This is a genomic window from Asaccharospora irregularis DSM 2635, assembly GCF_900129815.1.
In the GTDB taxonomy this organism is placed as follows: domain Bacteria; phylum Bacillota; class Clostridia; order Peptostreptococcales; family Peptostreptococcaceae; genus Asaccharospora; species Asaccharospora irregularis.
The window spans coordinates 1-24,092 of the sequence record NZ_FQWX01000012.1; the positions used below are offsets into that span (position 1 = coordinate 1).

24 protein-coding genes are annotated in these 24,092 nt (G+C 30.5%); 17 read left to right on the top strand and 7 right to left on the bottom strand.

The features are described from left to right. Positions 1–194, top strand: a 194-nt coding sequence (locus tag BUB34_RS13400; protein WP_207647850.1) for a hypothetical protein, incomplete at its 5' end; no start/stop codon positions are given. A gap of 60 nt (positions 195–254) precedes the next feature. Continuing rightward, positions 255–1,553 (top strand): glycosyltransferase family 4 protein, encoded by a 1,299-nt coding sequence (locus tag BUB34_RS06485; RefSeq protein WP_242948841.1) that lies wholly within the window; start codon positions 255–257, stop codon positions 1,551–1,553. A gap of 202 nt (positions 1,554–1,755) precedes the next feature. Here the strand turns inward: BUB34_RS06485 and BUB34_RS06490 are convergent, their stop codons facing one another. Next, positions 1,756–2,040 (bottom strand): HsmA family protein, encoded by a 285-nt coding sequence (locus tag BUB34_RS06490; protein WP_330392757.1) that lies wholly within the window; start codon positions 2,038–2,040, stop codon positions 1,756–1,758. 253 nt (positions 2,041–2,293) lie between these two features. Between BUB34_RS06490 and BUB34_RS06495 the strand changes: the two genes are divergently transcribed. The 4 genes from BUB34_RS06495 to pdxS all read left to right on the top strand — a co-directional run bounded on the left by BUB34_RS06495 (position 2,294) and on the right by pdxS (position 6,716). After that, on the top strand, positions 2,294–3,256 hold the full coding sequence (locus BUB34_RS06495) for an ABC transporter permease (RefSeq protein WP_073125641.1): 963 nt from the start codon (positions 2,294–2,296) through the stop codon (positions 3,254–3,256). A 26-nt stretch (positions 3,257–3,282) separates the two neighbouring features. Next, positions 3,283–4,116: an ABC transporter permease gene (locus BUB34_RS06500; protein ID WP_073125645.1), complete on the top strand. Its 834-nt coding sequence runs from the start codon at positions 3,283–3,285 to the stop codon at positions 4,114–4,116. Positions 4,117–4,155: 39 nt separating this feature from the next. Further along, positions 4,156–5,718 (top strand): ABC transporter substrate-binding protein, encoded by a 1,563-nt coding sequence (locus BUB34_RS06505; protein WP_073125650.1) that lies wholly within the window; start codon positions 4,156–4,158, stop codon positions 5,716–5,718. Positions 5,719–5,849: 131 nt separating this feature from the next. After that, complete coding sequence (gene pdxS, locus BUB34_RS06510) at positions 5,850–6,716, top strand: pyridoxal 5'-phosphate synthase lyase subunit PdxS (RefSeq protein ID WP_073125654.1); 867 nt, start codon at positions 5,850–5,852, stop codon at positions 6,714–6,716. A 158-nt stretch (positions 6,717–6,874) separates the two neighbouring features. On the opposite strand, the gene BUB34_RS06515 is transcribed toward pdxS, so the two are convergent. The 3 genes from BUB34_RS06515 to BUB34_RS06525 are packed head-to-tail and all read right to left on the bottom strand — an operon-like array spanning position 6,875 to position 9,540. Beyond that, positions 6,875–7,876, bottom strand: a complete 1,002-nt coding sequence (locus BUB34_RS06515) for an ABC transporter substrate-binding protein (RefSeq protein WP_073125657.1) — start codon at positions 7,874–7,876, stop codon at positions 6,875–6,877. Between the two features lie 25 nt (positions 7,877–7,901). After that, positions 7,902–8,657, bottom strand: a complete 756-nt coding sequence (locus tag BUB34_RS06520) for an ABC transporter ATP-binding protein (protein ID WP_073125660.1) — start codon at positions 8,655–8,657, stop codon at positions 7,902–7,904. Then, positions 8,644–9,540, bottom strand: a complete 897-nt coding sequence (locus tag BUB34_RS06525; protein WP_073125663.1) for an ABC transporter permease — start codon at positions 9,538–9,540, stop codon at positions 8,644–8,646. The genes BUB34_RS06520 and BUB34_RS06525 overlap by 14 nt, the downstream gene beginning before the upstream one ends. A 754-nt stretch (positions 9,541–10,294) precedes the next feature. Here BUB34_RS06525 and BUB34_RS06530 point away from each other — a divergent pair. From BUB34_RS06530 to BUB34_RS06540, 3 genes are all read left to right on the top strand, one after another. Beyond that, positions 10,295–10,738 (top strand): NfeD family protein, encoded by a 444-nt coding sequence (locus BUB34_RS06530; RefSeq protein ID WP_242948842.1) that lies wholly within the window; start codon positions 10,295–10,297, stop codon positions 10,736–10,738. A gap of 14 nt (positions 10,739–10,752) precedes the next feature. After that, a complete protein-coding gene (locus BUB34_RS06535; RefSeq protein WP_143153337.1) occupies positions 10,753–11,763 on the top strand; it encodes an SPFH domain-containing protein in 1,011 nt (336 codons plus the stop codon). Positions 11,764–11,883: 120 nt separating this feature from the next. Beyond that, positions 11,884–12,231: a single-stranded DNA-binding protein gene (locus BUB34_RS06540; protein WP_073125667.1), complete on the top strand. Its 348-nt coding sequence runs from the start codon at positions 11,884–11,886 to the stop codon at positions 12,229–12,231. A 50-nt stretch (positions 12,232–12,281) separates the two neighbouring features. On the opposite strand, the gene BUB34_RS06545 is transcribed toward BUB34_RS06540, so the two are convergent. Next, positions 12,282–12,821: a 50S ribosomal protein L25 gene (locus BUB34_RS06545; RefSeq protein WP_073125670.1), complete on the bottom strand. Its 540-nt coding sequence runs from the start codon at positions 12,819–12,821 to the stop codon at positions 12,282–12,284. Between the two features lie 758 nt (positions 12,822–13,579). Here BUB34_RS06545 and BUB34_RS06550 point away from each other — a divergent pair. The 5 genes from BUB34_RS06550 (at position 13,580) to metK (ending at position 18,720) form a co-directional block, all read left to right on the top strand. Beyond that, complete coding sequence (locus BUB34_RS06550) at positions 13,580–15,088, top strand: aminotransferase class I/II-fold pyridoxal phosphate-dependent enzyme (protein ID WP_242948843.1); 1,509 nt, start codon at positions 13,580–13,582, stop codon at positions 15,086–15,088. Positions 15,089–15,102: 14 nt separating this feature from the next. After that, positions 15,103–15,516 (top strand): adenosylmethionine decarboxylase, encoded by a 414-nt coding sequence (gene speD / locus BUB34_RS06555; protein ID WP_073125672.1) that lies wholly within the window; start codon positions 15,103–15,105, stop codon positions 15,514–15,516. A 223-nt stretch (positions 15,517–15,739) separates the two neighbouring features. Further along, positions 15,740–16,594: a polyamine aminopropyltransferase gene (gene speE, locus BUB34_RS06560; protein ID WP_073125675.1), complete on the top strand. Its 855-nt coding sequence runs from the start codon at positions 15,740–15,742 to the stop codon at positions 16,592–16,594. Continuing rightward, positions 16,581–17,471, top strand: a complete 891-nt coding sequence (speB, locus tag BUB34_RS06565) for an agmatinase (RefSeq protein WP_073125678.1) — start codon at positions 16,581–16,583, stop codon at positions 17,469–17,471. The genes speE and speB overlap by 14 nt, the downstream gene beginning before the upstream one ends. 55 nt (positions 17,472–17,526) lie before the next feature. Next, positions 17,527–18,720 carry a methionine adenosyltransferase gene (gene metK / locus BUB34_RS06570; RefSeq protein ID WP_073125681.1) on the top strand — a complete coding sequence of 398 codons (1,194 nt, stop codon included), beginning with the start codon at positions 17,527–17,529 and terminating at the stop codon, positions 18,718–18,720. A 140-nt stretch (positions 18,721–18,860) separates the two neighbouring features. On the opposite strand, the gene BUB34_RS06575 is transcribed toward metK, so the two are convergent. Then, positions 18,861–19,061, bottom strand: coding sequence for a cold-shock protein (locus tag BUB34_RS06575; protein WP_073125684.1), 201 nt, complete (start codon positions 19,059–19,061; stop codon positions 18,861–18,863). A 226-nt stretch (positions 19,062–19,287) separates the two neighbouring features. Between BUB34_RS06575 and BUB34_RS06580 the strand changes: the two genes are divergently transcribed. Both BUB34_RS06580 and BUB34_RS06585 read left to right on the top strand, forming a co-directional pair. After that, positions 19,288–20,367, top strand: coding sequence for a YkvI family membrane protein (locus BUB34_RS06580; RefSeq protein WP_073125686.1), 1,080 nt, complete (start codon positions 19,288–19,290; stop codon positions 20,365–20,367). A gap of 221 nt (positions 20,368–20,588) precedes the next feature. Next, entirely contained in the window at positions 20,589–21,617 is a 1,029-nt protein-coding gene (locus tag BUB34_RS06585; protein WP_073125689.1) for a BMP family lipoprotein, read from the top strand. Positions 21,618–21,661: 44 nt separating this feature from the next. Here the strand turns inward: BUB34_RS06585 and BUB34_RS06590 are convergent, their stop codons facing one another. Next, on the bottom strand, positions 21,662–22,168 hold the full coding sequence (locus BUB34_RS06590) for a spore coat protein (RefSeq protein WP_073125693.1): 507 nt from the start codon (positions 22,166–22,168) through the stop codon (positions 21,662–21,664). Between the two features lie 215 nt (positions 22,169–22,383). On the opposite strand from BUB34_RS06590, the gene BUB34_RS06595 reads away from it, so the two are divergent. Then, a complete protein-coding gene (locus tag BUB34_RS06595; RefSeq protein ID WP_073125697.1) occupies positions 22,384–24,045 on the top strand; it encodes a ribonuclease J in 1,662 nt (553 codons plus the stop codon). Positions 24,046–24,092: the final 47 nt, after the last annotated feature.

Sequence of the window (24,092 nt, forward strand, 5' to 3'; positions counted from 1 at the left end):
GAATAATTCCCTTCGGGGAAATTCAACCAGCTAAACATAGAACTATTACTGATGGAATGATACGCTATTTTTCGGGTATAGGATCTCTAAGATCACCCAGGGGGGATACATCTATCCTCTATTCAGTAAAGATTATACTATATTTGTCAAAGTTGAATCATCCATTAGGGAGAATTTTAATAGAAAACAATTAAAGAAATGAATTAAGATCCGATAGGATTTTATACAAATTTAAAAATTAAGAAAAGTTGTTAATGTTCGTTAGATTATTAGAAAGTTTTCTATCAAATGTTACAACTACATTATACAAGGGGGGAGATTTAGAGTTGAGAATTCTTCATATAATAGCTCAAAAACCAAACAGTACGGGTAGTGGAATTTACATGAGTGGAGTTATAAGTGGTCTGAAAAGGTTGGGACACGATCAATCTGTAATTGCGGGGATAGATGTAAATGATAGCTTGGATTGTTCTTTAGAAGGAATATCATTTTATCCGGTTATATACAATACTGATAAATTAGATTTTAATGTTTTGGGAATGAGTGATTCTATGCCTTATGAAAGTACTAGATACAGGGACCTTGATGGGGATATGATTAAAAAATTTAAAGAGGCATTTAAAGAAAAAATAGAATTAGTTATAAAAAAATTTAATCCAGATGTGGTTATATGTCATCATTTGTACCTTTTGACTGCATTTGTTAGAGAACTTCTAGAAGATAAAAAGGTTTTGGCCGTGTGTCACGGAACTTGCCTTAGACAGCTTAAAACTATAAATTTAGAAAGAGACTATATTAAGTCTAATATTAGAAACTTAGACCTAATATTTGCTCTACATGATGAACAGAAGAAAGAGATTATAAGAGAGTTTAAAATAGAAGATGATAAGGTAGTGGTGATAGGAAGTGGCTATAATGATAAAATATTTACAAATAAAAAATATACATTGGATAATAATAAGGTAGATATAACTTTTGCTGGCAAAATATGCTTATCAAAAGGTTTGGAGTCATTGATAAGGGTATTAGCAAGGCTTAAGTATCCAAAGGAAAGTATAAGGCTTAATTTAGCGGGGACCGGAAGTGACAAGCCATCATTTGACAAGATAAAACGTCTTGGAAAGGAATGCCCTTTTGAGGTGAACTTCCTAGGTAGATTAAATCAGGTAGATTTAGCGGAAGTATTCAATAAATCACATATATTTATTTTGCCTTCATTTTATGAAGGCCTGCCAGTTGTTATACTAGAAGCCTTAGCCTGTGGTACAGATGTTATAACTACAGATATAAATGGCGTAAGACAGTGGATGGGAGATGAGATAAATAATTCGGGTAAGATAGAATACATAAAACTTCCAAATATGAAGAGTGAAGGAGTTCCTGTAGAGGAGGAATTGCCTAGGTTTGAAAACGATTTATATGATATGCTAAATAAAAAAGTAGACAGTATACTTAATGGTTCTTATTATTATAAGGAAGTAGATATGTCGGATAAGACATGGGATGGTTTATCATTTAGGATTTATAATTATATAAATAGAAATTTCATCTAGATTAGAAGTCATGAACAAAGATAAAAAGATTAATAAATAAGTAAGAAAATACTTTAGAAAAATATTCTATAGTTAAATTAAGCATTAATGAAAATAATAAATTGTAAAATTTACTAATAGGCATAAAAATAAGTAGGCATAAAAATAAGTATGTTATAAATTTTTCAACAGGATTTATAACATACCTATTTTAAAGTTAGGATTACATCATACCTATAAACATGCCTATAAAATACGGTATAAGCCAAATTATCCAAACAATAATACTAAATTTATGGAAAATTTTCTTTTTATTATCGTCATTTTTATATAGTACAAAGGTAGCCCAACTTGCATGGAACAACATAAGAATAATAGCTAAAAGGCCTGTTACTCCATGTAGATTTTGAGTTAAAGTACTGTTAGACACAAAAGAGTTACTTTTAGCAATGTTACTCATAGTTAATGTTCCTAGTGTATCGCATATTAGTCCTAACCAAAATATGATTACATGTTTTTGTTTAAAGTTTTTGCATTTCTTTCACTAAATACTCCCACAGTATATAAGACTAAAGCAGATGTTATAAAAGATATTGCAAGTATTAGTTTAGAATCCAATATTTTCACACCTCTTTATATATTAATAATATTATTTTTTACCCAAAGTAATTTAATAATAACATATTTTATAAGGATTTATTAAGCTTTATGTTATAATTTTTGGTAGGTATAAATTTATTAGTGAAGAGGTGAAATAAAAAATGATAAAAGATTTATTTAGTAAATTGTTGCAATTTATTTTAGCTATTTTTATCTTATCTTTTATAGTATTTTTTATTGCAAGACTTTCACCTGGAGATCCGTTGGCATCGTATTATGGAGAGGGAGTAGATAGGATTAGTACACAAGAAAGAAAAATAGCAACGGATAAATTAGGTTTAGATAAGCCAATTTTCACCCAGTATATAAAATGGGTGTCAAATGCAAGTAAAGGAGAATTTGGGATATCATTTAAATACAAGCAAGACGTTATTGAAGTTATAAAGGGGTTATATATGAATACTGTAGTACTAAGTGGTGGAGCGTATATATTAACATTTATACTTGCGTTATTGCTGGGGTTGGTGTGTGCATTTAATGAAGGTAAATTAATTGATAGATTAATATGCAAATTAGGAATAATAACAAATAGCGTTCCGTCGTTTTGGATATCTTTAATATTAATACTTATTTTTAGTATTAATCTAAAACTCCTACCGACAAGCGGGGCGTATTCTATAGGAAAAGAAAATAGTTTTATAGATAGAGTTCTGCATTTAATACTTCCAATGACGGTTATTATAATAAGTCATTTGTGGTACTATGCATATCTAGTTAGAAATAAGTTAATAGAAGAAAAAAAGCAAGAATACGTACTTTTATGTAAAGCGAAAGGGTTAAGTGACAAACAAATTATGTACAAGCACTGCCTAAGAAACATTATCCCATCTTATATAAATTTGATGGCGGTATCTGTGCCACATATAATAGGAGGGACCTATATAGTAGAAAAAGTTTTTTCTTACCCTGGGCTAGGAACGCTTTGTTTTGAAAGTGCAAAGTACCATGACTATAATATGTTATTGGTACTTTCTCTAATAACAGGAGCTCTGGTTTTATTCTCAAGTGCTATTGCTCAAATAATAAGCAACAACATAGATCCTAGAATTAAACATGAATCTTAGGATGAAACGCGACGGAAGTGATAAATATGAATTTTAAAAATAAATATAAGTTTAACAGTACTAAAATACCACATATATCTATCTTTACGTTATTTTTTATTGTAATGGGATGTATATTTTCAAAGTTTATTATAAATCATAATCCGATTTATATGGATGTATATAATATTAACGTACCGCCAAATGAGGTGTTTTGGTTTGGAACGGACTCTATGGGTAGAGATATATATTCTATGATTTGGTATGGAGGGAGGATATCATTATTTATAGGTATTTTCTCAACTCTAATTTCTACTTTTATAGGGATAGTTTATGGTAGTGTAAGTGCTACAGCTCCAAAAAAAATAGATAACATAATGATGAGGTTCACTGAAATTATACTTAGTATACCATCTATATTATTGATAGTATTCATTGAATCTATATTTAAAAGTTCAAATCCAATTACAATATCTATAGTAATAGGTATAACTAGCTGGACAACTATTGCCAAGGTAATCAGAGCTGAAGTTAGGCAAATTAGAAATTCAGACTATATATTATATGCAAAAATATCAGGGGGTAGCTTTTTTTATATATTAAATAAACATTTACTACCTAATTTTATAGCATCGATAATGTTTATTGTGGTAAATAATATAGGCCATGCGATATTACTTGAATCAACACTTAGCTTTTTGGGAGTAGGATTGCCTATAGAAATAATATCTTGGGGAAGTATGCTTACATTAGCACAAGAAGCATTACTATCTAATAGATGGTGGATAATAGTAATACCAGGTTTTTTCTTAATAACAACTTTGGTTTGTATAACAAGTCTAGGTAATTATATAAGAGAAATTAATAGCAAGAAAATATAATGGTAAAAAAATATTTAAACATAAAAGGGGAAATCTATAATGAAGTTGACGAGGTTAAAAAGGTTAAGGTTGATCGGTATAATCATGGCTTTAGGTTTGATGATTGGATGTTCAAAGCAAGAAGATTCTAATAAGGAATCATCACCAAATGAAAAGGTGCTTGTATATGGAAGTAATGATTATACAAATATAAACCCAGCGCTATATGAGCATGGGGAAATAAACTCGCTGATATTTAACGGTTTAACAGCTCACGATAAAGATAATAAAATAATACCAGCTTTAGCTGAAAGTTGGAATTTTGATAAATCAACAAATACATATACTTTTAATCTAAGAAAAGATATAAAATGGCATGATGGACAACCGTTTAGTGCAGATGATGTTAAGTTTACGGTAGAATCTATTAAAAATCCTAAAAATGCATCAGAAATAGCATCAAATTACGAAGATGTAACTGGTGTAGAAGTAGTCGATGATAATACTATAAAAATAAGTTTAAACGCACCGAATACTGCTATGCTTGATTATTTAACTGTAGGGGTGTTGCCAAAACATATATTACAAGGTAAAGATATAACTACTGATAACTTTAATCAAAATCCTATAGGTACAGGTCCATTCAAACTTGAAAAGTGGGACAGGGGTCAAAATATAATCCTTGTAAAAAACAAAGATTATTTCGCAAAACAACCTAGTATAGATAAGGTTGTATTTAAAATAGTTCCTGACGATAAGATTAAATCAGTTCAATTAAAATCAGGAGAACTAGATTTAGCACAGGTAACCCCTAAGGATATTGAAAATTTTGAAGAGGATAATAACTTCGATGTTAGGATTATGAAAACGGCTGATTATAGAGGGATATTATACAACTTTAATTCAAAGTTTTTTAAAGAAAATAAAAGTTTACCAAATGCACTAAGTTATGCAATTGATAGAAATGCAATAATCGATAGCATATTGTTAGGTCATGGTGAAGAGGCATATTCTCCTCTTCAAATGGGTGAGTATAATAATCCAGATATAGAGAAGTTTGAATATGATAAAAATAGAGCAAAGGAAGAAATAGAGAAGTTGGGTTGGAAACTAGGTAAGGACAATATATACGAGAAAAACGGTGAGAAGCTATCTTTTGAAATAGTATGTGGAGAAGGAGATCAAGTTAGAATAGATATGGCTAATTTATGTTCTCAACAGCTAAGAGAAATAGGTGTTGAGAGTAAAGTTAGGATTAATTCGAAGATAGACTGGGAAAATCAGGATAGCTACTTGATTGGATGGGGAAGTCCTTTTGATCCGGATGACCATACTTACAAGGTTTTTGGCACAGGTAAAGGTTCGAATTATAGTTCGTATTCCAACAAAGCCATAGATGAGTTGCTTAAAAAGGCTAGAGAAACAGATAATAATGAAGAAAAAATTATGTACTACAAAAAGTTCCAAGAGGAAATGACAAAGGATATGCCTTATACATTTATTTCATATATAGATTCTATATATGTAGCTAAATCAAATATAAAAGGAATAACTGATGAGACTGTATTGGGACATCATGGAGTAGGTATATTTTGGAATATAGTTGATTGGACGATAGAATAAGATTTATAGGCACTCCCTAATTGTATTGGTACAATATCTATAAAATAGGCAAAAACCCTCTTTTTATTGAAAAAAATACCATATAATAGTAAGATTTTAATTAAGATAATAATTAAAGGGGGATACAATATATGTCAAACAAACCAAACAAAAACTTAGCAGAACTTTTAAAAGGTGGAGTAATAATGGATGTAACTAATCCAGAGCAAGCAAAAATAGCACAAGAAGCTGGAGCATGCGCAGTTATGGCTTTAGAAAGAGTTCCTTCAGATATAAGAAGAGACGGGGGAGTAGCCAGAATGTCTGATCCTAGTATGATAAAGAGTATCCAAGATGCGGTTAGTATACCGGTTATGGCCAAAGTAAGAATAGGTCACTTTGTAGAGGCACAAATACTAGAAGCTCTTAAAATAGACTTCATAGATGAGAGTGAGGTACTAACTCCAGCAGATAATAGATATCATATAGAAAAAGAAAAATTCGAAACTCCTTTTGTATGTGGTGCTAGAAATTTAGGAGAAGCACTAAGAAGAATAGGTGAGGGTGCTATGATGATAAGAACTAAAGGAGAGGCTGGAACTGGGGACGTTGTAGAAGCTGTGAAACACATGAGAACAATGAACGATGGAATAAGAAGAGTTGTTTCTATGGGCAAAGAAGAACTTATGAACGAAGCTAAAGAAATAGGTGCACCATATGACCTAGTAAAATATGTTCATGAAAACAAGAAACTTCCTGTAGTCAACTTTGCAGCTGGTGGAGTTGCAACTCCTGCTGATGCTGCACTTATGATGCAATTAGGATGTGATGGAGTTTTTGTTGGTTCTGGAATATTTAAATCAGATAATCCTAAAAAAAGGGCAGAGGCTATAGTTAAAGCAGTTAAAAACTACAATAATCCAGAAGTTTTAGCTGAGGTATCAAAGGATTTGGGTCCAGCAATGAGTGGGATAGCGGTTGTAAGTTTAAGTGAAAGTGATAAATTAGCGGGAAGATAAATAATAAATATAAAACAATATAAATAATAAATATTTTAAATAAGATAAACCTTGAAAATGATCGACAAAACGGAGATAAAAGAGGAACTAGCTAATACAAGCTAGTTCCTCTTTTTATAATGCATAGAAATTTTTTATTTGTCTTATTATTTATCTTATTATTTTTCTTCAGTAGTTATGTATTTTATATTTTTTTGTTTTGGTTTTTCTAGAGATAGAGCTTTTAAAGTTCCTTCATTTACTATTAGTTCAGTGTCTTCTAGAGTAGTTACAGGCATTTCGGAGATAGATTCTCCATTTAAAACTTTAACTGCCATCTCACCAGTTTTGTACCCTAGATCAAAGTAGTTTATACCTTGGCAAGCAAGAGCTCCCTTTTTAACATGACCATCTTCAGTACCAATTACTGGTATATTATTTTCTGTTGCAACTTTAGCTATTATAGGCATAGAAGATGCAGCTAGGTTATCAGTCGGTACATATAATACATCAGCTTTTCCTACTAAACTAGAAACAGCTTGATTGACCTCATTTGAAGTTGTAATACCTTTTTCGATTACTTTGAAGTTGTTTTTAGAAGCGTATTTTTTTAGAGCGTCTATTTGTAGTTTGGAATTTATTTCACTAGTGTTACATACAACTCCGATAGTTTTTGCATCTGGAGAGAACAGTTTAACTAATTCTAAAGCTTTATCAACAGGGATAAAGTCTGAAGTACCAGATACATTTCCTCCTGGCTTTTCTAAAGATTCAACTAAGCCAGCTTTTACTGGGTCTGTAATAGCAGTCATAAGTATAGGAATATCTTTAGTGGCATTAAAAGCTGCTTGAGCTGATGGTGTTGATATTGCAAATATTAAATCCTTTTTATCTGATGCAAATTTACTGGCTATAGTTTGTGTAGTAGGCATATCGTTTTGTGCATTTTGGAAATCGACTTCTATATTTTCGCCATCTTTAAATCCATTATCTTCTAATGCCTTTAAAAATCCCTCTCTACTACTATCAAGTGCAGGGTGTTCCACGAGTTGTGTTATCCCTATTTTTTTCATTTCATTATTACCTTGATTTGAGTTTTCTCCTTTAGAACATCCTGTAAGTGCTGATACGCTAAGCATTCCAGCTAAGATAAAGCTTACTACTTTTTTTGTTTTAATCATGATATTATTCCCCCTGTTTATTTAATTACACTGCGTATTCGAATTTTTCAAGTATATCTTCTATAGTCATTTTAGATTTTTCCTCGCCTTTTACATCTAATATAACTTTTCCTTTGTGTAGCATTATTAATCTATCTCCATAACTAAGTGCATGTTTTAAGTTGTGAGTTACCATCAAAGTTGTAATATTTTTTTCTCTAACAATTTTGTCAGTCAATGCTATTATTTCGTTTGAAGTTTTAGGGTCGAGTGCCGCTGTATGTTCATCTAGAAGCAAAACCTCTGGATTTGTTAAACTGGACATAATTAGAGACAATGACTGTCTTTGTCCACCAGATAAATACTTCACCTGTACATCTAAGTATTTTTTTAGGTCTAGAGAAACTCCTTCAAGTAAGTTTTCTAGCGAATCTGTCTTATAGCGAAGACATTTTCTTAGGTTTAATAGTTTTCCTTTGTTTAAAGCTAAAGATAAGTTTTCTCTAACTGTCATAGAAGGACAAGTACCAAGACTTGGATTTTGGAAAACTCTACTTATAATCTGAGTTTTTTTATGTTCTGGTAAACTAGTTATGTTTTTATTTCCTAATAAAATTTCACCGGAAGTCTCTTTTATAAGTCCAGAAATTATATTAAGTAAAGTTGATTTTCCAGTACCATTACTTCCTATTATGCTTACGAACTCACCTTTTTCTATATTTATAGATAGGTTTTCAAATATTGTATTTGGCTCACCGTATGGGTTAGGGAAGCTTTTAGATATTCCTTTAATTTGAAGCATTTGAAACATCTCCTTCCTTAAGTTTTATATTTTTTTTTGAATTCTTTTCTGATAATATACTCGCATTTCCTAGTCCTAAGAATGCGACTATCACCAATGCAGTTATTAATTTTAGATCGCTAGATAATAAACCAAAGTTCATTGCGAAGTATATTGTAAATTGGTATATAAATGCCCCTACAAGTAAAGCGGTAGAATCTTTGAAAAAAGTTAATTTTTTAAATAAAGACATACCTATTATTATTGATGCTATACCAAGAACTAGGGTACCAATACCCATATTAACATCTGCAAAGCCTAAGAATTGGCACATTAGACTTCCTGATAAAGCTATCAAAGCATTTGATATCATAAGACCTAATATTTTTATTGAACCTATATTTATACCTAAAGATTTTATCATTTGGTGGTTGTCGCCGACACCTTTTAGAGTATACCCAAGTCCAGTTTTTAGGAATAAATCCAAAAGAATTTTACAAAGAAGAAATACAAGTAAAGCCATAGCTATTTTAGGAAGTGTTCCGCTGAATAAGTGTGGAAAATTAAATAAAGGTAAATTTGATTTCCCTCCCATGACTCTTAGGTTTATAGAGTAAAGCATACCCATAACTAAGATTCCAGAAAGTAAATTTGAAATTTTAAGCTTAACGTGAATAAAACCAGTAATAAGTCCAGCTATTGCACCACATAATACAGCTAATAAAGTTCCTATGATTGGAGAAATTCCATTGACCAAACAAGATGCTACTACAGCAGCTCCTAATGTATAACTACCATCCGCAGTCATATCTGGAAAATCCAATATTTTGTAAGTGATATAAACTCCTAGAGCTAAGATTGATAAAATTAAACTCTGAGTCATTACAGATATAATACCTGACATAATAAAGCCCCCTTTTAAGTAAATGATTGATAAATAAAGTGATAAAAATGTAAAAAAGCCACATAATTTTACATATGTGGCAACGCGAAAAAGCCACATAATCAAAATCCATGTGGCTTTTATATATTTTAATGAAAAATTTATATAAACAATATAGCCAACACAGATACAACCCTAAATTTAAAATCCTAAGGGGTTTGCATCTATGCTAGAACATACCTGCAAACCCTAACAATAGTGGCTATAATAATAGTATTTTTTATTGTTTAATAAAGTTTCCATAGTTAATATCTCCTTATTTTAGTATAGTTTAAAATATTTTATTAGAAAAATTAGAAAAAACATTTTTTTCTTAATTTAATAAAAATTATAGTTTATATTTTTAGAAAAGTCAACAAATAAAAATATATTTTTTTTATAATGCATAGAAAATTATATTCATTTCAAACAAAATATCATTTAAATTTTTAAATAGAAAATTTTTTTATTATATATAGGGAATTATATATTAAACATAAATTATGTCACATTTCTTTATCTCGTTTGTTACTATTTATAAGAGTGAAGTATATATGTATATTACAAAATTGATGTAACATATGATAGTATATAATTTAACATCTGAAACTAGTTATTCACTACTTATATTATTAGTTATTTTATAATAACTAATAATATAAGTAATGGATAACTTGGTGATTTTTAAATGTAATATTCAAAAATAGTATAAACAAGAATAAGGGGTGAATAAAATATGAGCATGAAGTTAGTATGGCTTATAATAGCTATTGTATTTGGCGTAGGAGAGTTATTAACTCCGAGCTTAACTTTAATCTGGTTTAGCATTGGAGCCTTTATATCTATATTTTTAAGTAGCTTTATAGATAATATAGTTTACCAAATTGTTATATTTGGAATAATTTCAGTAATACCTCTTGTGATAGTCACTAAGAAAATGGTAAAAAAAGATGCAAGTTATAAGTATAACACTAATTTACAAGGAATTATATCTAAACCAGGGATTGTAAAGATAGAAATCCTTCCTAACAAACCAGGTATAGTACTTGTAGGTAGTGAAGAATGGACAGCTATATCTGTAGACAACGAAAAAATAGAAGCGGGGTCTACTGTTGAAATAGTTAAAATTGAGGGTGTAAAGTTAGTTGTAAAATCAAAAAAATATGCAACTAATAAATAAGAGGAGGTACTTTTATGAAAATTATTGAATACCTATTACCTATAGTATTGATAGTTATTGCGGTTGCAATAGCTGTATCTTGTGTAAGGGTAATAAAGCAATCCAAGGTTGGTATAATTATGAGACTTGGGAAATTTAAAAAGACAGCTGATACAGGGATACACTTTTTAGTACCATTTATAGACACTATGGCATATGTAATTGACTTGAGGGAAATAGTAATAGATTTTCCGCCTCAACCAGTTATAACAAAGGATAACGTAACTATGCAAATAGATACAGTTGTATATTACCAAGTTACAGATCCTACTAGATATGTATTTGAAATAGCAAATCCTATTTCAGCAATTGAAAACCTAACAGCTACAACTTTGAGAAATATAATTGGTGAATTGGACTTAGATGAAACTTTAACATCTAGAGATATTATAAATGCTAAGATGAGGTTAATCTTAGATGAAGCGACTGATAAGTGGGGAATAAAAGTCAATAGAGTTGAGCTGAAGAACATAATGCCACCTCATGATATTCAAGTTGCTATGGAAAAACAGATGAGAGCAGAAAGAGAAAGAAGAGAATCTATATTACAAGCAGAAGGAAATAAATCAGCGGCTATACTTCAAGCAGAAGGTGAAAAACAAGCAGCTATACTAAGAGCTGAGGCTAAAAAAGAGTCTATGGTTCGTGAAGCAGAAGGTGAAAAAGAATCTGCTGTATTAAAAGCCCAAGGGGAAGCAGAAGCAATAAGAGAGTTAGCTATAGCAAAAGGCAAAGGAGATGCAGAAATCATACTTAGAACTCAAGAAGCGAAGGCAGAAGGTATGAAGGCTGTATTTACAGCTATAAAGGAATCTAATATTGATGATAATATGTTAGCCCTAAAATCTATGGAAGCTTTAGAAAAAGTTGCAGAAGGAAAATCAACTAAATTAGTATTGCCATCAGAAACAGTTAATTTCCTTGGATCATTTAAGGGAATAAAAGAAGTTTTAAATTATGAAAATAAAAAAGAAGATATTAAATAAAATATTGTATAAAAGAACAAATGTTTGGTAATTATCCTTAGTAGGTAGTGTTTCGAGCAAACATAAATCTATATCTCTTTTAATTTAGAGATAAATATATAATGTATAAGGATGATTATTATGAACAAAGTTACCTTGGTAGGAAGACTAATCAAAGACCCTCAAATAAAATATATTGGAGAATCCCAGATTCCTGTTGTGGACTTTATGTTGGCAGTGAATAGATCATACAAGGACAAAGAAGGAATAAAAAAGGCAGATTTCATAAGAGTAGAAATATGGAACAGACAAGCTGAAGTATTTTGTGAACATCTCCAAAAGGGAAGACTGATTGCTATAGAAGGATCGCTTAGGGTTGATGTGATTGAGGACCTCGAAGGTAAAATTAAGTACTTTACAAAGGTAAAGGCTAGTAAATTTGAGTTTTTAGATTATAAAAAAGTTAATAAGAGCCTTGCTCTAAGTTGAAATTATAAAAGCTATCCCAAACTAAATTTAGTTTGAGGATAGCTTTATTATTAACTATGAACTATAGCTAAAATAGTATCAGGGTTTGATAATACAGTCACTGATTCAGGTATAGCTATATCTTTTACTAATAATTTGTCATTAAAATTCATGTCGGCTACATTGATTTCTATGAATTCTGGTATTTCTTCAACGTTTCCTTGAAGTTCTATGGATTGATTGAATGTCTCTAACACTAATCTTTTAAGTTCTAAGTTTTCTTGCCCGAAGTATTTAACAGGAATACTCATTTTAATTACTTCATTTGGTTTAACATATTGTAAATCCATATGAAGTATCTCATTGACATTACTTCTTTGAACTTCTTTAACAACACAGTTAAATGGTTTACCATCTAAATCAAATGGTATTATAGAACCGCTGTAGTTTGCTTTAAGCATCTTAATAAGTTCAGGTTTGTCCATTTTTACAGGAATTGATTCCTCTAAAAACTCTCCGTAAATTATACAAGGAACTTGACCAGATTTTCTCATATTTTTTAAATTCTCTTTTGTATCTCTTTGATATACCTTAAATGCTACGTTTGACATAATAAATACCTCTCCTATCGTTTTTAATTTTAAATAATATTTATTAAGCTCTATAGATGTTAAGGTTAAACTGTAATAAAAGTTATAGTTTAAGTTCGATTAACTAAATAAAGAGCTTAAAACTAAAACTCCACATATGCATCAGCCTCCTAGAAAATAATTGTTAGAATAAGTATACCATATAAATTTTAAAAAACAAAATTTACATAAATCTATAAAGTTGTATAGAAAATAAGACTTATATTGTTAAAGTTTTAAAATATTAAAGATATAATCACTAATCGATATGTTTAAAAATATTATAAGTTATAGATAATGAAAAATTAATACTTGAATAAAAAGGGATGATAAGTTTATTAATACTAAACTATATGTAAAGTAGTTAAAAAATAAAAAGTTTAGCTCAAGTATACATATCATTCAAAAATATTAAACAAAAAACATTAGAAAATCAACTTGTTAATAAAAAAATAGGTGAAAATAGAAAATTAAATATTATTTAAAAAATTTATATATACTAAACTTATAGAAAATTAATGTGAACACAAAAAATAAAAATACGCAATTAAGCATTGAAAATGCTAGGACACGGCTAATGCTACAAAAAAATAAAAAAATCAAAAAAAGTACTTGTAAAAAATATATAAACTTAATATAATGGATATCATAAGTTTAATAAAAGTAAATTTTAAAAATATAAATAATAAATTTTAATATATGATTAAAATTGAGATTAGTATTTGAAAGGAGGTATCTAAGTGGGGAGTATAAAAAATGAATTTGCAAAGGATATTAACCCTAATCATGAACAAATACCTTTATTAGAATCGCTAAAGAGTTATTCAAATACGGATATATCTTGTTTTGATGTTCCAGGGCATGTTAAGGATCAAGGCGTAGAGATACTAAATCGTTACTTTGGAGAAGAAGTGATGAAGATGGATATAAATTCATCGCCTAATATGGATAATGTAGCTAACCCTAAAGGGGTAATAAAAATGGCTCAAAAGTTATTGGCAGATGCATATGGATCAGATGAGGCTTTCTTTATAACTAATGGAACGACTCAAGCGATACATTGTATGATATTGAGTGTATTAAATCCTGGGGATAAAATACTTCTTCCTAGGAATATTCATAAATCGGTAATAAATGCGTTGATACTTTGTGGGGGTGTTCCGATATTTGTTCAACCTGAATTTGATTATAATTTGGGGATAAGTTTAAACATTAACCCAGATAGAATAGAGCGTGCTTTAGAGGAAAACAAAGATGTAAAAGCTGTGTTTTTACTTAATCCAACATATTATGGAGCCTGTACTGATTTAAAGAGGGTAGTAGAAATTTGTCATAAGAAAGGTGTTTTGGTGTTAGTTGATGAGGCGCATGGAGCACATTTCCCTTTTCACTTTGATTTGCCACCATCAGGTATGAGTGTGGGGGCAGATATGGCGGCTGTCAGTATACATAAGACAGGAGGAGCTCTAACGCAGGCATCTGCTCTTTTAGTAAACAAAAAAAATATAGATTATAAAAGTGTTCAGCAATCTATAAATATGATGCAATCAACATCAGCTTCATATCTTCTTATGGCTAGTATTGATGGAGCGAGGGCTAATTTGGTTGAAAACGGTGAGGAGCAATTCTCAAAGGCCTTAAATTTATCGAGATACGCAAAGAGTAAAATAAATAAAATTAACGGGATAAAACTTGTTTCTACTGAGGTTTTAGAAAGTGAAGGTGTAGAGTTTATAGATGAAACAAAGCTTTGTATAAATGTTAAGGGATTAAACTTAACTGGATTAGAAGTATACGACTTGCTTTATCAAAACTTCTCTGTTCAAGTAGAACTTGGAGACTTATATAACATACTGGCTCTTGTATCAATAGGGACTACGAAGAAAGATATAGATAATTTAATAGAGGCACTTAGTATTATAGCTAAAACACACAGAAAAAACGATTCTTTAAAAGAACTCAATATAAAACAAATAAACCCGGAGATTAAATTAAAACCTAGGGAAGCTTTTTATGCAAAAAAGGAAAGTGTAGATATAGATAAGTGTGCAAATAGAATATGTGCAGAATCTATAATGGCATACCCTCCAGGGATACCGATAGTTTCACCTGGCGAGGTCATAACAGAGGAAATTATAGATTATATAAAACTACTAAAGAGAAATAATGCATATTTAACGGATATGAAAGATAAAGATCTAAATACGATTTTAGTTATAAAAGAAGTTATATTAAATACTGTGAAATAGAAAGGATGATTATTATGAACGTTGAAACTTTAGGAAGACATATATTAGTAGAATATTACAACTGCGATGAGGAAATTTTAAGAGACCCTCAATTAATTGAAAAATATATGAATGATGCGGCTTTAAATGCTAAAGCTACTATAGTAGACTCAGTTTTTCACCACTTTAATCCTTGGGGAGTTTCAGGTGCAGTTATAATAGCTGAGTCTCACCTTACAATACACACATGGCCAGAATATGGATATGCAGCTGCAGATTTCTTTACTTGTGGAGATATAGACCCATGGAAGAGCTTTGAGCTATTAGAGGAACTTTTATGTGCAGAAAGAAGTGAATCCACTGAAATACCAAGAGGATTAGTTAGTAAAATAAAGAAACACTCAAAAAAAGATTTAGGCAATATTACTCATAAGCCTGAAGCTATATAAATAAATATACCTAAATATAAAAAAATAAAACAAAATAAATTTAATTGTGAATAAATATTTTAACATATAAATCTAAAATATGCAAAATATCAGTAGATTTAGAGATATATAAATAAATATAAATATATAAATAATAAATATAAAATAGATAAATAAAAGTAGAAAAATCTTAGATAAGAAAAGTAATAGATATACAAAAATATTATAAACACGGAGGGGAAATATGGAACTTTGGTATACAGAAGAGTGGACTGATAACGTACGTTTTTCAATAAAAACAGATAGACATTTATTTAGTGGAAAGTCGGAATTTCAAACAGTAGATGTTTTTGAAAGCAAGGAATACGGAAGATTTTTGACTTTAGATGGACTTATGATGGTAACGGAGAAAGATGAGTTTATATATCATGATATGATAGTTCATGTTCCTATGGCTACAAATCCTAATATAAAGAGAGCTTTAGTAATAGGAGGAGGCGATGGAGGAACGGTAAGAGAGCTTAGTCGTTACTCAACAATTGAAAAAATAGACATGGTAGAAATAGACAAGATGGTTGTAGATGTATCTAGAGATTATATAGATATATGTGCTTGTAAGTTGGATGATAGTAGAGTTAATCTGTATTATGAGGATGGGGTAGCATTTATCAAGAACTCCAAAGATAAATCTTATGATTTAATAATAGTTGACTCTACGGATCCAGTGGGACCAGGAGAAGGTTTATTTTCAGTAGATTTCTACAATGATTGCTATAGAGTTCTTAGTGATGATGGTATACTTGTAAATCAAAATGAAACACCGTATTTTGAAAGTTATGCAAGAGAGATGAAAAGGGCGAACAATAAAATATCTAGCATATTTCCAATAACTAAAGTATATCAAGCACATATACCTACGTATCCATCAGGGCACTGGTTATTTGGATTTGCATCTAAAAAGTTTGATCCAATAAAAGATCAAAATAGAGAAGCATGGGAAAGTTTAAATCTAAAAACTAAATACTATAATAGCGATATACATGTAGGGGCATTTATGTTACCTCAATATGTAAAGGATATGCTAAATGAAGACAAATAATTTTTATTACTTGGATAAATTCATGGCAATGGACAGTGAATACGATTTAGCTGATATTGTTGTGTACGGTGTTGGATTTGATGGAACTACCTCAAATAGACCTGGGACTAGATTTGCAAGTTCTGCTATGAGAGGTGAGTTCTATGGATTAGAAACATACAGCCCTATTTTGAAATTAGATTTAGAAGATTATAAAATATGTGACTTAGGTGACTTAGAGTTAAGCATAGGCAATACAGAAAGAGTTTTAGATGAAATCTACCAAGGCACGAAGCAGATAGTACAAGATAATAAATTTCCAATGATGATAGGTGGAGAGCACTTAGTAACGCTACCTGCATTTAAAGCTGTTTATGAGAAATATAAAGATATATATGTACTTCATTTTGATGCCCATACGGATTTAAGAGAAGAATACAACAACAATAAAAATTCTCATGCAACTGTTATAAAGAGAATATGGGATATATTAGGTGATGATAAAATATTCCAATTTGGAATTAGATCAGGAACCAAAGAAGAATTTGATTTTGCTTTAAATAAAAATCATACTTATATGGAAGTTGGTGGGATAACAACTTTTGAGGAAATTTTGGACAAATTAAATAACAAGAATGTCTATTTAACTATAGATTTGGATATACTTGATCCATCTATATTCCCTGGAACAGGTACTCCAGAACCAGGAGGAATTACTTACAAGGAACTTGAGAAAGTTTTTTCGATAATAAAAAAATCAAGTATAAACTTGGTTGGTTGTGACATAGTTGAGTTGAGTCCGGATTACGACAATACAAATGTATCGACTATTACTGCTTGCAAGATTTTAAGAGAATTGAGTTTAGTAATTGGAGACAACCTAGAAAATAGAAAGTAAAAGAATAGATAATTAGTAAAATAAAATGAAAAAGATAATGAAAGGTGAGATGAAAATGGCAAGACATTTATTTACTTCAGAGTCAGTTACAGAAGGACATCCAGATAAAATGAGTGATCAAATATCGGATGCAATATTAGATGAGTTATTACGACAAGATCCTTTATCTAGGGTTGCGTGTGAAACTACAGTTACAACAGGTCTTGTGCTTGTTGCTGGTGAGATAAGCACAAGTGCATATGCAGATATTCCTAAAATAGTTAGAAATACAGTAAAAGAGATAGGATACACTAGAGCGAAGTACGGGTTTGACTGTGATACTTGTGCAGTCATAACATCTATAGATGAGCAATCAAACGATATTGCTATAGGAGTAGACGAAGCATTAGAAAATAAAGCTGGAGAAATGGTAGAAGATGAGATAGAGAAGGTTGGAGCAGGAGACCAAGGTATAATGTTTGGTTTTGCTTGTAATGAAACAGAGGAATTGATGCCTCTTCCAATATCTTTGGCTCATAAATTGGCTAGAAAACTTACAGAAGTTAGAAAAAGTGGTAAATTAGACTACCTAAGACCGGATGGTAAAACACAGGTTACTGTTGAATATGATGATGATAAGGCCATCAGAGTTCACACTGTGCTTATATCTACTCAACACAGTGAAGATGTTGAAAATAATACTATAAGAGAAGATTTAATAGAAAATGTTATAAAAGTGGTAATACCTGAAAATCTATTAGATGAAGAAACAAAAATATATATAAATCCTACAGGTAGATTTGTCATAGGAGGTCCTCAAGGGGATACAGGTCTTACAGGAAGAAAAATAATAATAGATACTTATGGCGGATACTCTAGACACGGAGGAGGAGCATTCTCAGGAAAAGACCCTACAAAAGTTGATAGATCTGCAGCCTATGCAGCTAGATATGTTGCTAAAAACATAGTTGCAGCAGGACTTGCCGATAAGTGTGAAATAGAGCTTGCATATGCGATTGGAGTAGCTAGACCATTATCTATATTTATAGATACTTTTGGAACTGGAAAAGTTTCAGAGGACAAGCTAGTTGAACTAGTAAACAAGCACTTTGATCTAAGACCAGGTGCAATAATAAGAGATTTAGACCTAAGAAAACCTATGTACAAAAAAGTTGCAGCTTACGGACATTTTGGAAGAACTGATATAGATTTACCTTGGGAAAGAACAGATAAGGCTGAAATTCTAAAAAAAGAAGCTCTAGATAAATAGTATATAAACATAAAAAAACTAGAATAAGAGATTTTTATTCTAGTTTTTTATAATGTATAGGAAATTATATTCATTTTCAAAAACAAAAAAAGAACTCTTAAGAGTTCTTTTTTTAAAAATATATATATAAATTAATATAATTATATTCTATTTACGTTTTCAGCTTGAGGTCCTCTAGCACCTTGAGTTATTTCAAAGCTAACTTCTTGACCTTCTTCTAAAGTTTTGAATCCGTCACCTTGTATAGCTGTGAAGTGTACGAAAACATCGTCTCCACCTTCAACAGATATGAATCCAAATCCTTTGTCACTATTAAACCATTTTACTATTCCGTTTTTCATTGTAAAAAACCTCCGATATATTTAAAATACAAACTAAAATAAGTCTGTCATATTAATATATCATAAATACGGATTATAAACAACATTTATTTTTTGGAAATAAAAAAATAGCTACAATGTAAACATTAATTGATGTTAAGGAGGCATATAAATAATATGAGTACGAAATAAATTACTATAAACACAATTAACTTAGTAGGGGATTAACAAAGATTGGGAGGTTAAAATGAATAGGAATGGTAACTTTAAAGAAATTATTAAGTTTGCCGGAACTTATATATCTGTATGTATAGGTTCCGGGTTTGCAACAGGGCAAGAAATTATGCAATTTTTTTCGGCACATGGGATGATTAGTATTTTAGGAAGTATGATATGCATGGTAATACTATCTTACTGTGGGGGGGAGTTATTAGAGATTGGAAATACTGTGAGGCTAAGATCAAGTAATGACATATTTACATATTTGTGTGGTGATTTTGTAGGTAAATTTTTCAAGATGTTTATGCCGTTATTCTTCTTCTGCTCATTTGTTGTTATGATTTCAGGGTCAGGGGCTACCATGAATCAATACTACGGAATAAGTAAGAGTATAGGAAGTTTAATTTTAAGTGTTGTAGTGGTTCTATCAGTTTTATTAGGAATCAATAGGGTTATAGACATACTTGGGAATATTGGACCTGTAATAATATTTGTATCTATAGGTATAGGGGTTATAACTATTGCCAGAAACTATGAAAGTCTTTTACATATAAATGAAATACTTCCAAGCTTAAATATGACAAAGGCGGTTGATAAATGGTGGTTGTCAGGGCTGATTTATAGCGGCCTAAATATAATAATAGTAACACCATTTTTAATTGGAGTAGGATCGACTGCTAAAAATAGAAAAAATTGTATATGGGGTGGAATTTTAGGTGGAGTAGCATTTATGGCGGCAGCTATAATTTTGAACTTTGGACTAATGGCTGATATAAAAAATGTATACACTACAGAGATTCCGACTTTATATATGGCGGATAAGATTTCACCTCTAGTTGGGACTATGTTTTCATTTATTTTAATTGCTGGTATATATACTACAGCTGTTCCTCTACTTTGGAGCGTATGTAATAGCTTTGCAAAAGAAAAAACGGTAAAGTTTAATATAATAGCACTTATATGCGGTATACTAGGTTTTTTTGGTGGTAGGTTGCCATTTGCAGCTTTAGTAAATATTATATATCCTCTATCAGGAGCACTAGGGATAATTATTATAATAGGCATAATTTTAAGAAAAATTAAAAAAAATAGGTGGGCAAAAATCTAAAATTATTTGTGTTAGAAATACTACTAATAAACATTTAAAAACATTGACAATTATACAAAAAGATGTCAAAATTACCTTATAATGACTAAGAAATTATATTCCTTTAATATCGCTGATAAATATAGTTTCACAGTAGTCATTTTTAAAAAGCCGATTTTAAATATATTTTAGGAAAGGCTTTTTTGCAAATACATATAGCTTACACATTAGGAGGAAATAGCATGAAATTCAAAAAAGTAGTTGCATTAGCGACAACAGCTATACTGTCAACATCTTTATTAGTTGGATGTTCAGGTTCAAAATCAGAGTCTGATGATAAAAAGAAGGACGTTACTATAGCAATGGTAACTGATACAGGTGGAGTAAACGATTTATCATTTAACCAATCAGCATGGGAAGGGCTTCAAAGAGCAGAAAAAGAATTAGGAGTAAAAGTAAAATACTTAGAATCACACAAAGATTCAGATTATATGTCAAATATAGAAACATTAGTTGATGAAGAAGTAGATTTAATAGTTGGGGTTGGATTTAAAATAGCACCAGCTATAGAAGATTCAGCTAAATTATTCCCAGAACAAAAATTTGCAATAGTAGATGCTACTTACGACAAAGTTCCTGAGAATGTAAAGAGTATACTGTTTAATGCTCAAGAGGCTGGATATTTAGTTGGGGCAGTAGCAGCTAAAATGACAAAAACTAATAACGTAGGATTTATAGGAGGGGTAGAAATACCTTCTGTACAAACTTTTGAATATGGATACTTAAAAGGTGTTGAAGATACAAACCCTGAAGTAACTGTACAAAGACAATATGCAAACTCATTTACTGACTCAGCTAAAGGAAAAGCTATAGCTCAACAAATGCACAACAAAAATGCTGATATAATATTTGCAGCAGCAGGTGGAGTTGGAACAGGTGCTATAGAAGCGGCTAGAGAAAATAATAAATTTGCAATTGGTGTAGATAGAGATCAAAGCAATGAAGCTCCAGATAATATATTAACTTCAGCTATAAAGAGAGTTGATGTAGGGGTATTTGAAACAGTTAAAGAATTAGTAGAAGATAAGTTCCCAGGAGGAACAAGTAAAGTTTATGGACTAGAAGAAGACGGAATAGGTATACCAGATACTACAAGTAAATTAGTTCCACAAGAAATAATAGACTATGTAAAAGAAATAGAAGGTAAGTTAAAAAAAGGTGAAATAAAAGTTCCTGGTACTCCAGAAGAATACAAGGAAATGTCAAAATAATAGAATAAAAAAATAGCGATGAGAAATTTCTCATCGCTATTTTTTTATTGTACGTTATACATACCTTTTTGGCTCATATAGTTAAATATTTTCTCACCGTGTTCTTGTTCTTCTTTTTGTATATGATTTAATAACTGTCTTACGTCTTTATCTACAAACTCAAATATAGCAGTATTATATGTAGATGAAACATATTTCTCAGTTGAAAGGGCATCAATACATAAAGTTTTATCATGTTCGCTATAAGAATTATTTTGTAGTCCAGAATTCATACTTGATGAATTTAAATTCATGAAATTTTGTTGGGAGTTTTGCATTTGTTGACTTTGTTGTTGGCCTTGCTGTTGATTTGTGCTTGGAACAACACCACTTAGAAGTTGGTTTATTGAGTCTAAATGTTCTTGTTCCTTTTGTGCAAGTTGTGAAAAAAGATTTTTTAATTCAGGATCTTCTGCTTTGTTGGCAAAACTATTGTATTTGTCCACGCATAGTTGTTCTTGTTGTTTTTCATCTTCTAATAGAAATTTTTCTTTTGTAGTTAAATTTATCATAATAAACACCTCCAACCATAGTATTTGTATAAATGTATGTATTATTCACAAAAGAATATATAAATTTTAAAAAATAGGTTTATAAAACTTATATAAACAAACAATATATATATAAACAACTAAATATATATAACCAATTAATTTATATAGAAAATATATTTATATATTAGAATAAATAGATTTTGATAAATATCTTAGAAAGGAAATTTATAGATATGAACAAAGAAAAAGTAAGAGTAATTCCGTTAGGCGGACTTGGAGAAATAGGAAAAAACATAACTGCGATTGAATACGGTGATGAAATAATAGTAGTGGACTGCGGTATATCATTTCCAGATGAAGAAATGTATGGAGTGGACTTAGTGATTCCAGATATAAATTATTTAATAGATAAAAAAGAAAATATAAAAGGTCTATTTTTAACCCATGGGCACGAAGATCATATAGGAGCAACACCGTATATCTTACAACAATTGAATATGCCTGTTTATGGTACAAAATTGACACTTGGTTTGGTTGAAAATAAATTAAGAGAGCATAATATGCTATCTGATTGTGTTTTAGTGCCTGTTGATGCAGGTGAAGATGTAATACTTGATAAGATAAGGGTTGAATTTATTAGAGTAACCCATAGTATAGCGGATTCATGCGCATTGGCAATACACACGCCTCTAGGAATCATTCTTCACACAGGAGACTTTAAAATAGACTACACTCCTATAGATGGATTAGTAATGGACTTAAATAGAATAGGTGAACTAGGAGAAGAAGGAGTATTACTTTTATTAGCAGATAGTACTAATGTAGAAAGAAGTGGACACTCAATCTCCGAAAAAACAATAGGAGAAACTTTACTTAGGATTTTTTCAAATGCAAAGGGTAGAGTAATAGTAGCTACATTTGCATCTAATATTCACAGGATGCAACAAATAGTAAACGCATCTCTAAAATATAATAGAAAGATATCCTTTAGTGGAAGAAGCATGGAAAACATATCCAAAGTTGCTATGGATTTGGGTTATCTTCACATACCAGAAGAAAGCATTTTAGATATAGACGATACATCAAAATACTCAGATGAAAATATAACTATAATAACAACAGGTAGCCAAGGTGAACCTATGGCTGGACTTTCAAGGATAGCTTATGGATCTCATAGAAAAATAACTATAAACTCAAATGATTTATTTATAATATCAGCCTCTCCTATACCTGGAAATGATAAGATGATATCTAAAGTAATAAATCAACTATTTAGAAAAGGTGTAGATGTTATATATGAGGATCTAGAAGAGGTACATGTATCAGGTCATGCATACCAGGAAGAATTAAAATTAGTTCACACCCTAGCAAAACCAAAGTATTTTATGCCTGTTCATGGAGAATATAGACATTTAAAACATCACAGTGATTTAGCTATAAGGTTAGGTATGTATCAAAAAGATGTATTTACATTAGAAACAGGACAAGTATTAGAAGTCTCTAATGAAGGAGTTGATACGTCTAAACGAGTTCGTACAGGGGGTATTTATGTAGACGGAATAGGAGTTGGAGATGTAGGAAATATAGTCCTTAGGGATAGGAGATATTTGGCTAAAGACGGCATGGTGACAATTGTCATAGCTATAGATAGAGAAACATATAGTATAGTAGCAGGTCCAGATATAATAACTAGAGGATTTGTATATGCAAGAGAGGCGGAAGAGCTTATAAACGACATAAAAGAAATTTCAAGAGAAGAAGTAGAAGCTTGTTTAAACAACAATGTAGTAGAATGGCACATACTAAAGACAAGTGTAAAAAAATCAGTAGAGCAACTTCTATATGATAGAACAAAAAGAAGACCTATCATATTTCCTATAATAATGGATGTTTAAACCTGTATTATAAATACTACCAAAGGTTATCTTTAATAATAAAAAAG

Coding starts and splice junctions, on each gene's coding strand:
- BUB34_RS06585 (WP_073125689.1), top strand. CDS start 20,589: ATGAAATTCAAAAAAGTAGTTGCATTAGCGACAACAGCTATACTGTCA.
- BUB34_RS06540 (WP_073125667.1), top strand. CDS start 11,884: ATGAACAAAGTTACCTTGGTAGGAAGACTAATCAAAGACCCTCAAATA.
- BUB34_RS06520 (WP_073125660.1), bottom strand. CDS start 8,657: ATGCTTCAAATTAAAGGAATATCTAAAAGCTTCCCTAACCCATACGGT.
- BUB34_RS06575 (WP_073125684.1), bottom strand. CDS start 19,061: ATGAAAAACGGAATAGTAAAATGGTTTAATAGTGACAAAGGATTTGGA.
- BUB34_RS06525 (WP_073125663.1), bottom strand. CDS start 9,540: ATGTCAGGTATTATATCTGTAATGACTCAGAGTTTAATTTTATCAATC.
- BUB34_RS06545 (WP_073125670.1), bottom strand. CDS start 12,821: ATGTCAAACGTAGCATTTAAGGTATATCAAAGAGATACAAAAGAGAAT.
- speD (WP_073125672.1), top strand. CDS start 15,103: ATGAACGTTGAAACTTTAGGAAGACATATATTAGTAGAATATTACAAC.
- BUB34_RS06530 (WP_242948842.1), top strand. CDS start 10,295: ATGAGCATGAAGTTAGTATGGCTTATAATAGCTATTGTATTTGGCGTA.
- speB (WP_073125678.1), top strand. CDS start 16,581: ATGAAGACAAATAATTTTTATTACTTGGATAAATTCATGGCAATGGAC.
- BUB34_RS06500 (WP_073125645.1), top strand. CDS start 3,283: ATGAATTTTAAAAATAAATATAAGTTTAACAGTACTAAAATACCACAT.
- BUB34_RS06535 (WP_143153337.1), top strand. CDS start 10,753: ATGAAAATTATTGAATACCTATTACCTATAGTATTGATAGTTATTGCG.
- pdxS (WP_073125654.1), top strand. CDS start 5,850: ATGTCAAACAAACCAAACAAAAACTTAGCAGAACTTTTAAAAGGTGGA.
- BUB34_RS06505 (WP_073125650.1), top strand. CDS start 4,156: ATGAAGTTGACGAGGTTAAAAAGGTTAAGGTTGATCGGTATAATCATG.
- BUB34_RS06580 (WP_073125686.1), top strand. CDS start 19,288: ATGAATAGGAATGGTAACTTTAAAGAAATTATTAAGTTTGCCGGAACT.
- BUB34_RS06590 (WP_073125693.1), bottom strand. CDS start 22,168: ATGATAAATTTAACTACAAAAGAAAAATTTCTATTAGAAGATGAAAAA.
- BUB34_RS06595 (WP_073125697.1), top strand. CDS start 22,384: ATGAACAAAGAAAAAGTAAGAGTAATTCCGTTAGGCGGACTTGGAGAA.
- BUB34_RS06515 (WP_073125657.1), bottom strand. CDS start 7,876: ATGATTAAAACAAAAAAAGTAGTAAGCTTTATCTTAGCTGGAATGCTT.
- BUB34_RS06485 (WP_242948841.1), top strand. CDS start 255: ATGTTCGTTAGATTATTAGAAAGTTTTCTATCAAATGTTACAACTACA.
- speE (WP_073125675.1), top strand. CDS start 15,740: ATGGAACTTTGGTATACAGAAGAGTGGACTGATAACGTACGTTTTTCA.
- BUB34_RS06495 (WP_073125641.1), top strand. CDS start 2,294: ATGATAAAAGATTTATTTAGTAAATTGTTGCAATTTATTTTAGCTATT.
- metK (WP_073125681.1), top strand. CDS start 17,527: ATGGCAAGACATTTATTTACTTCAGAGTCAGTTACAGAAGGACATCCA.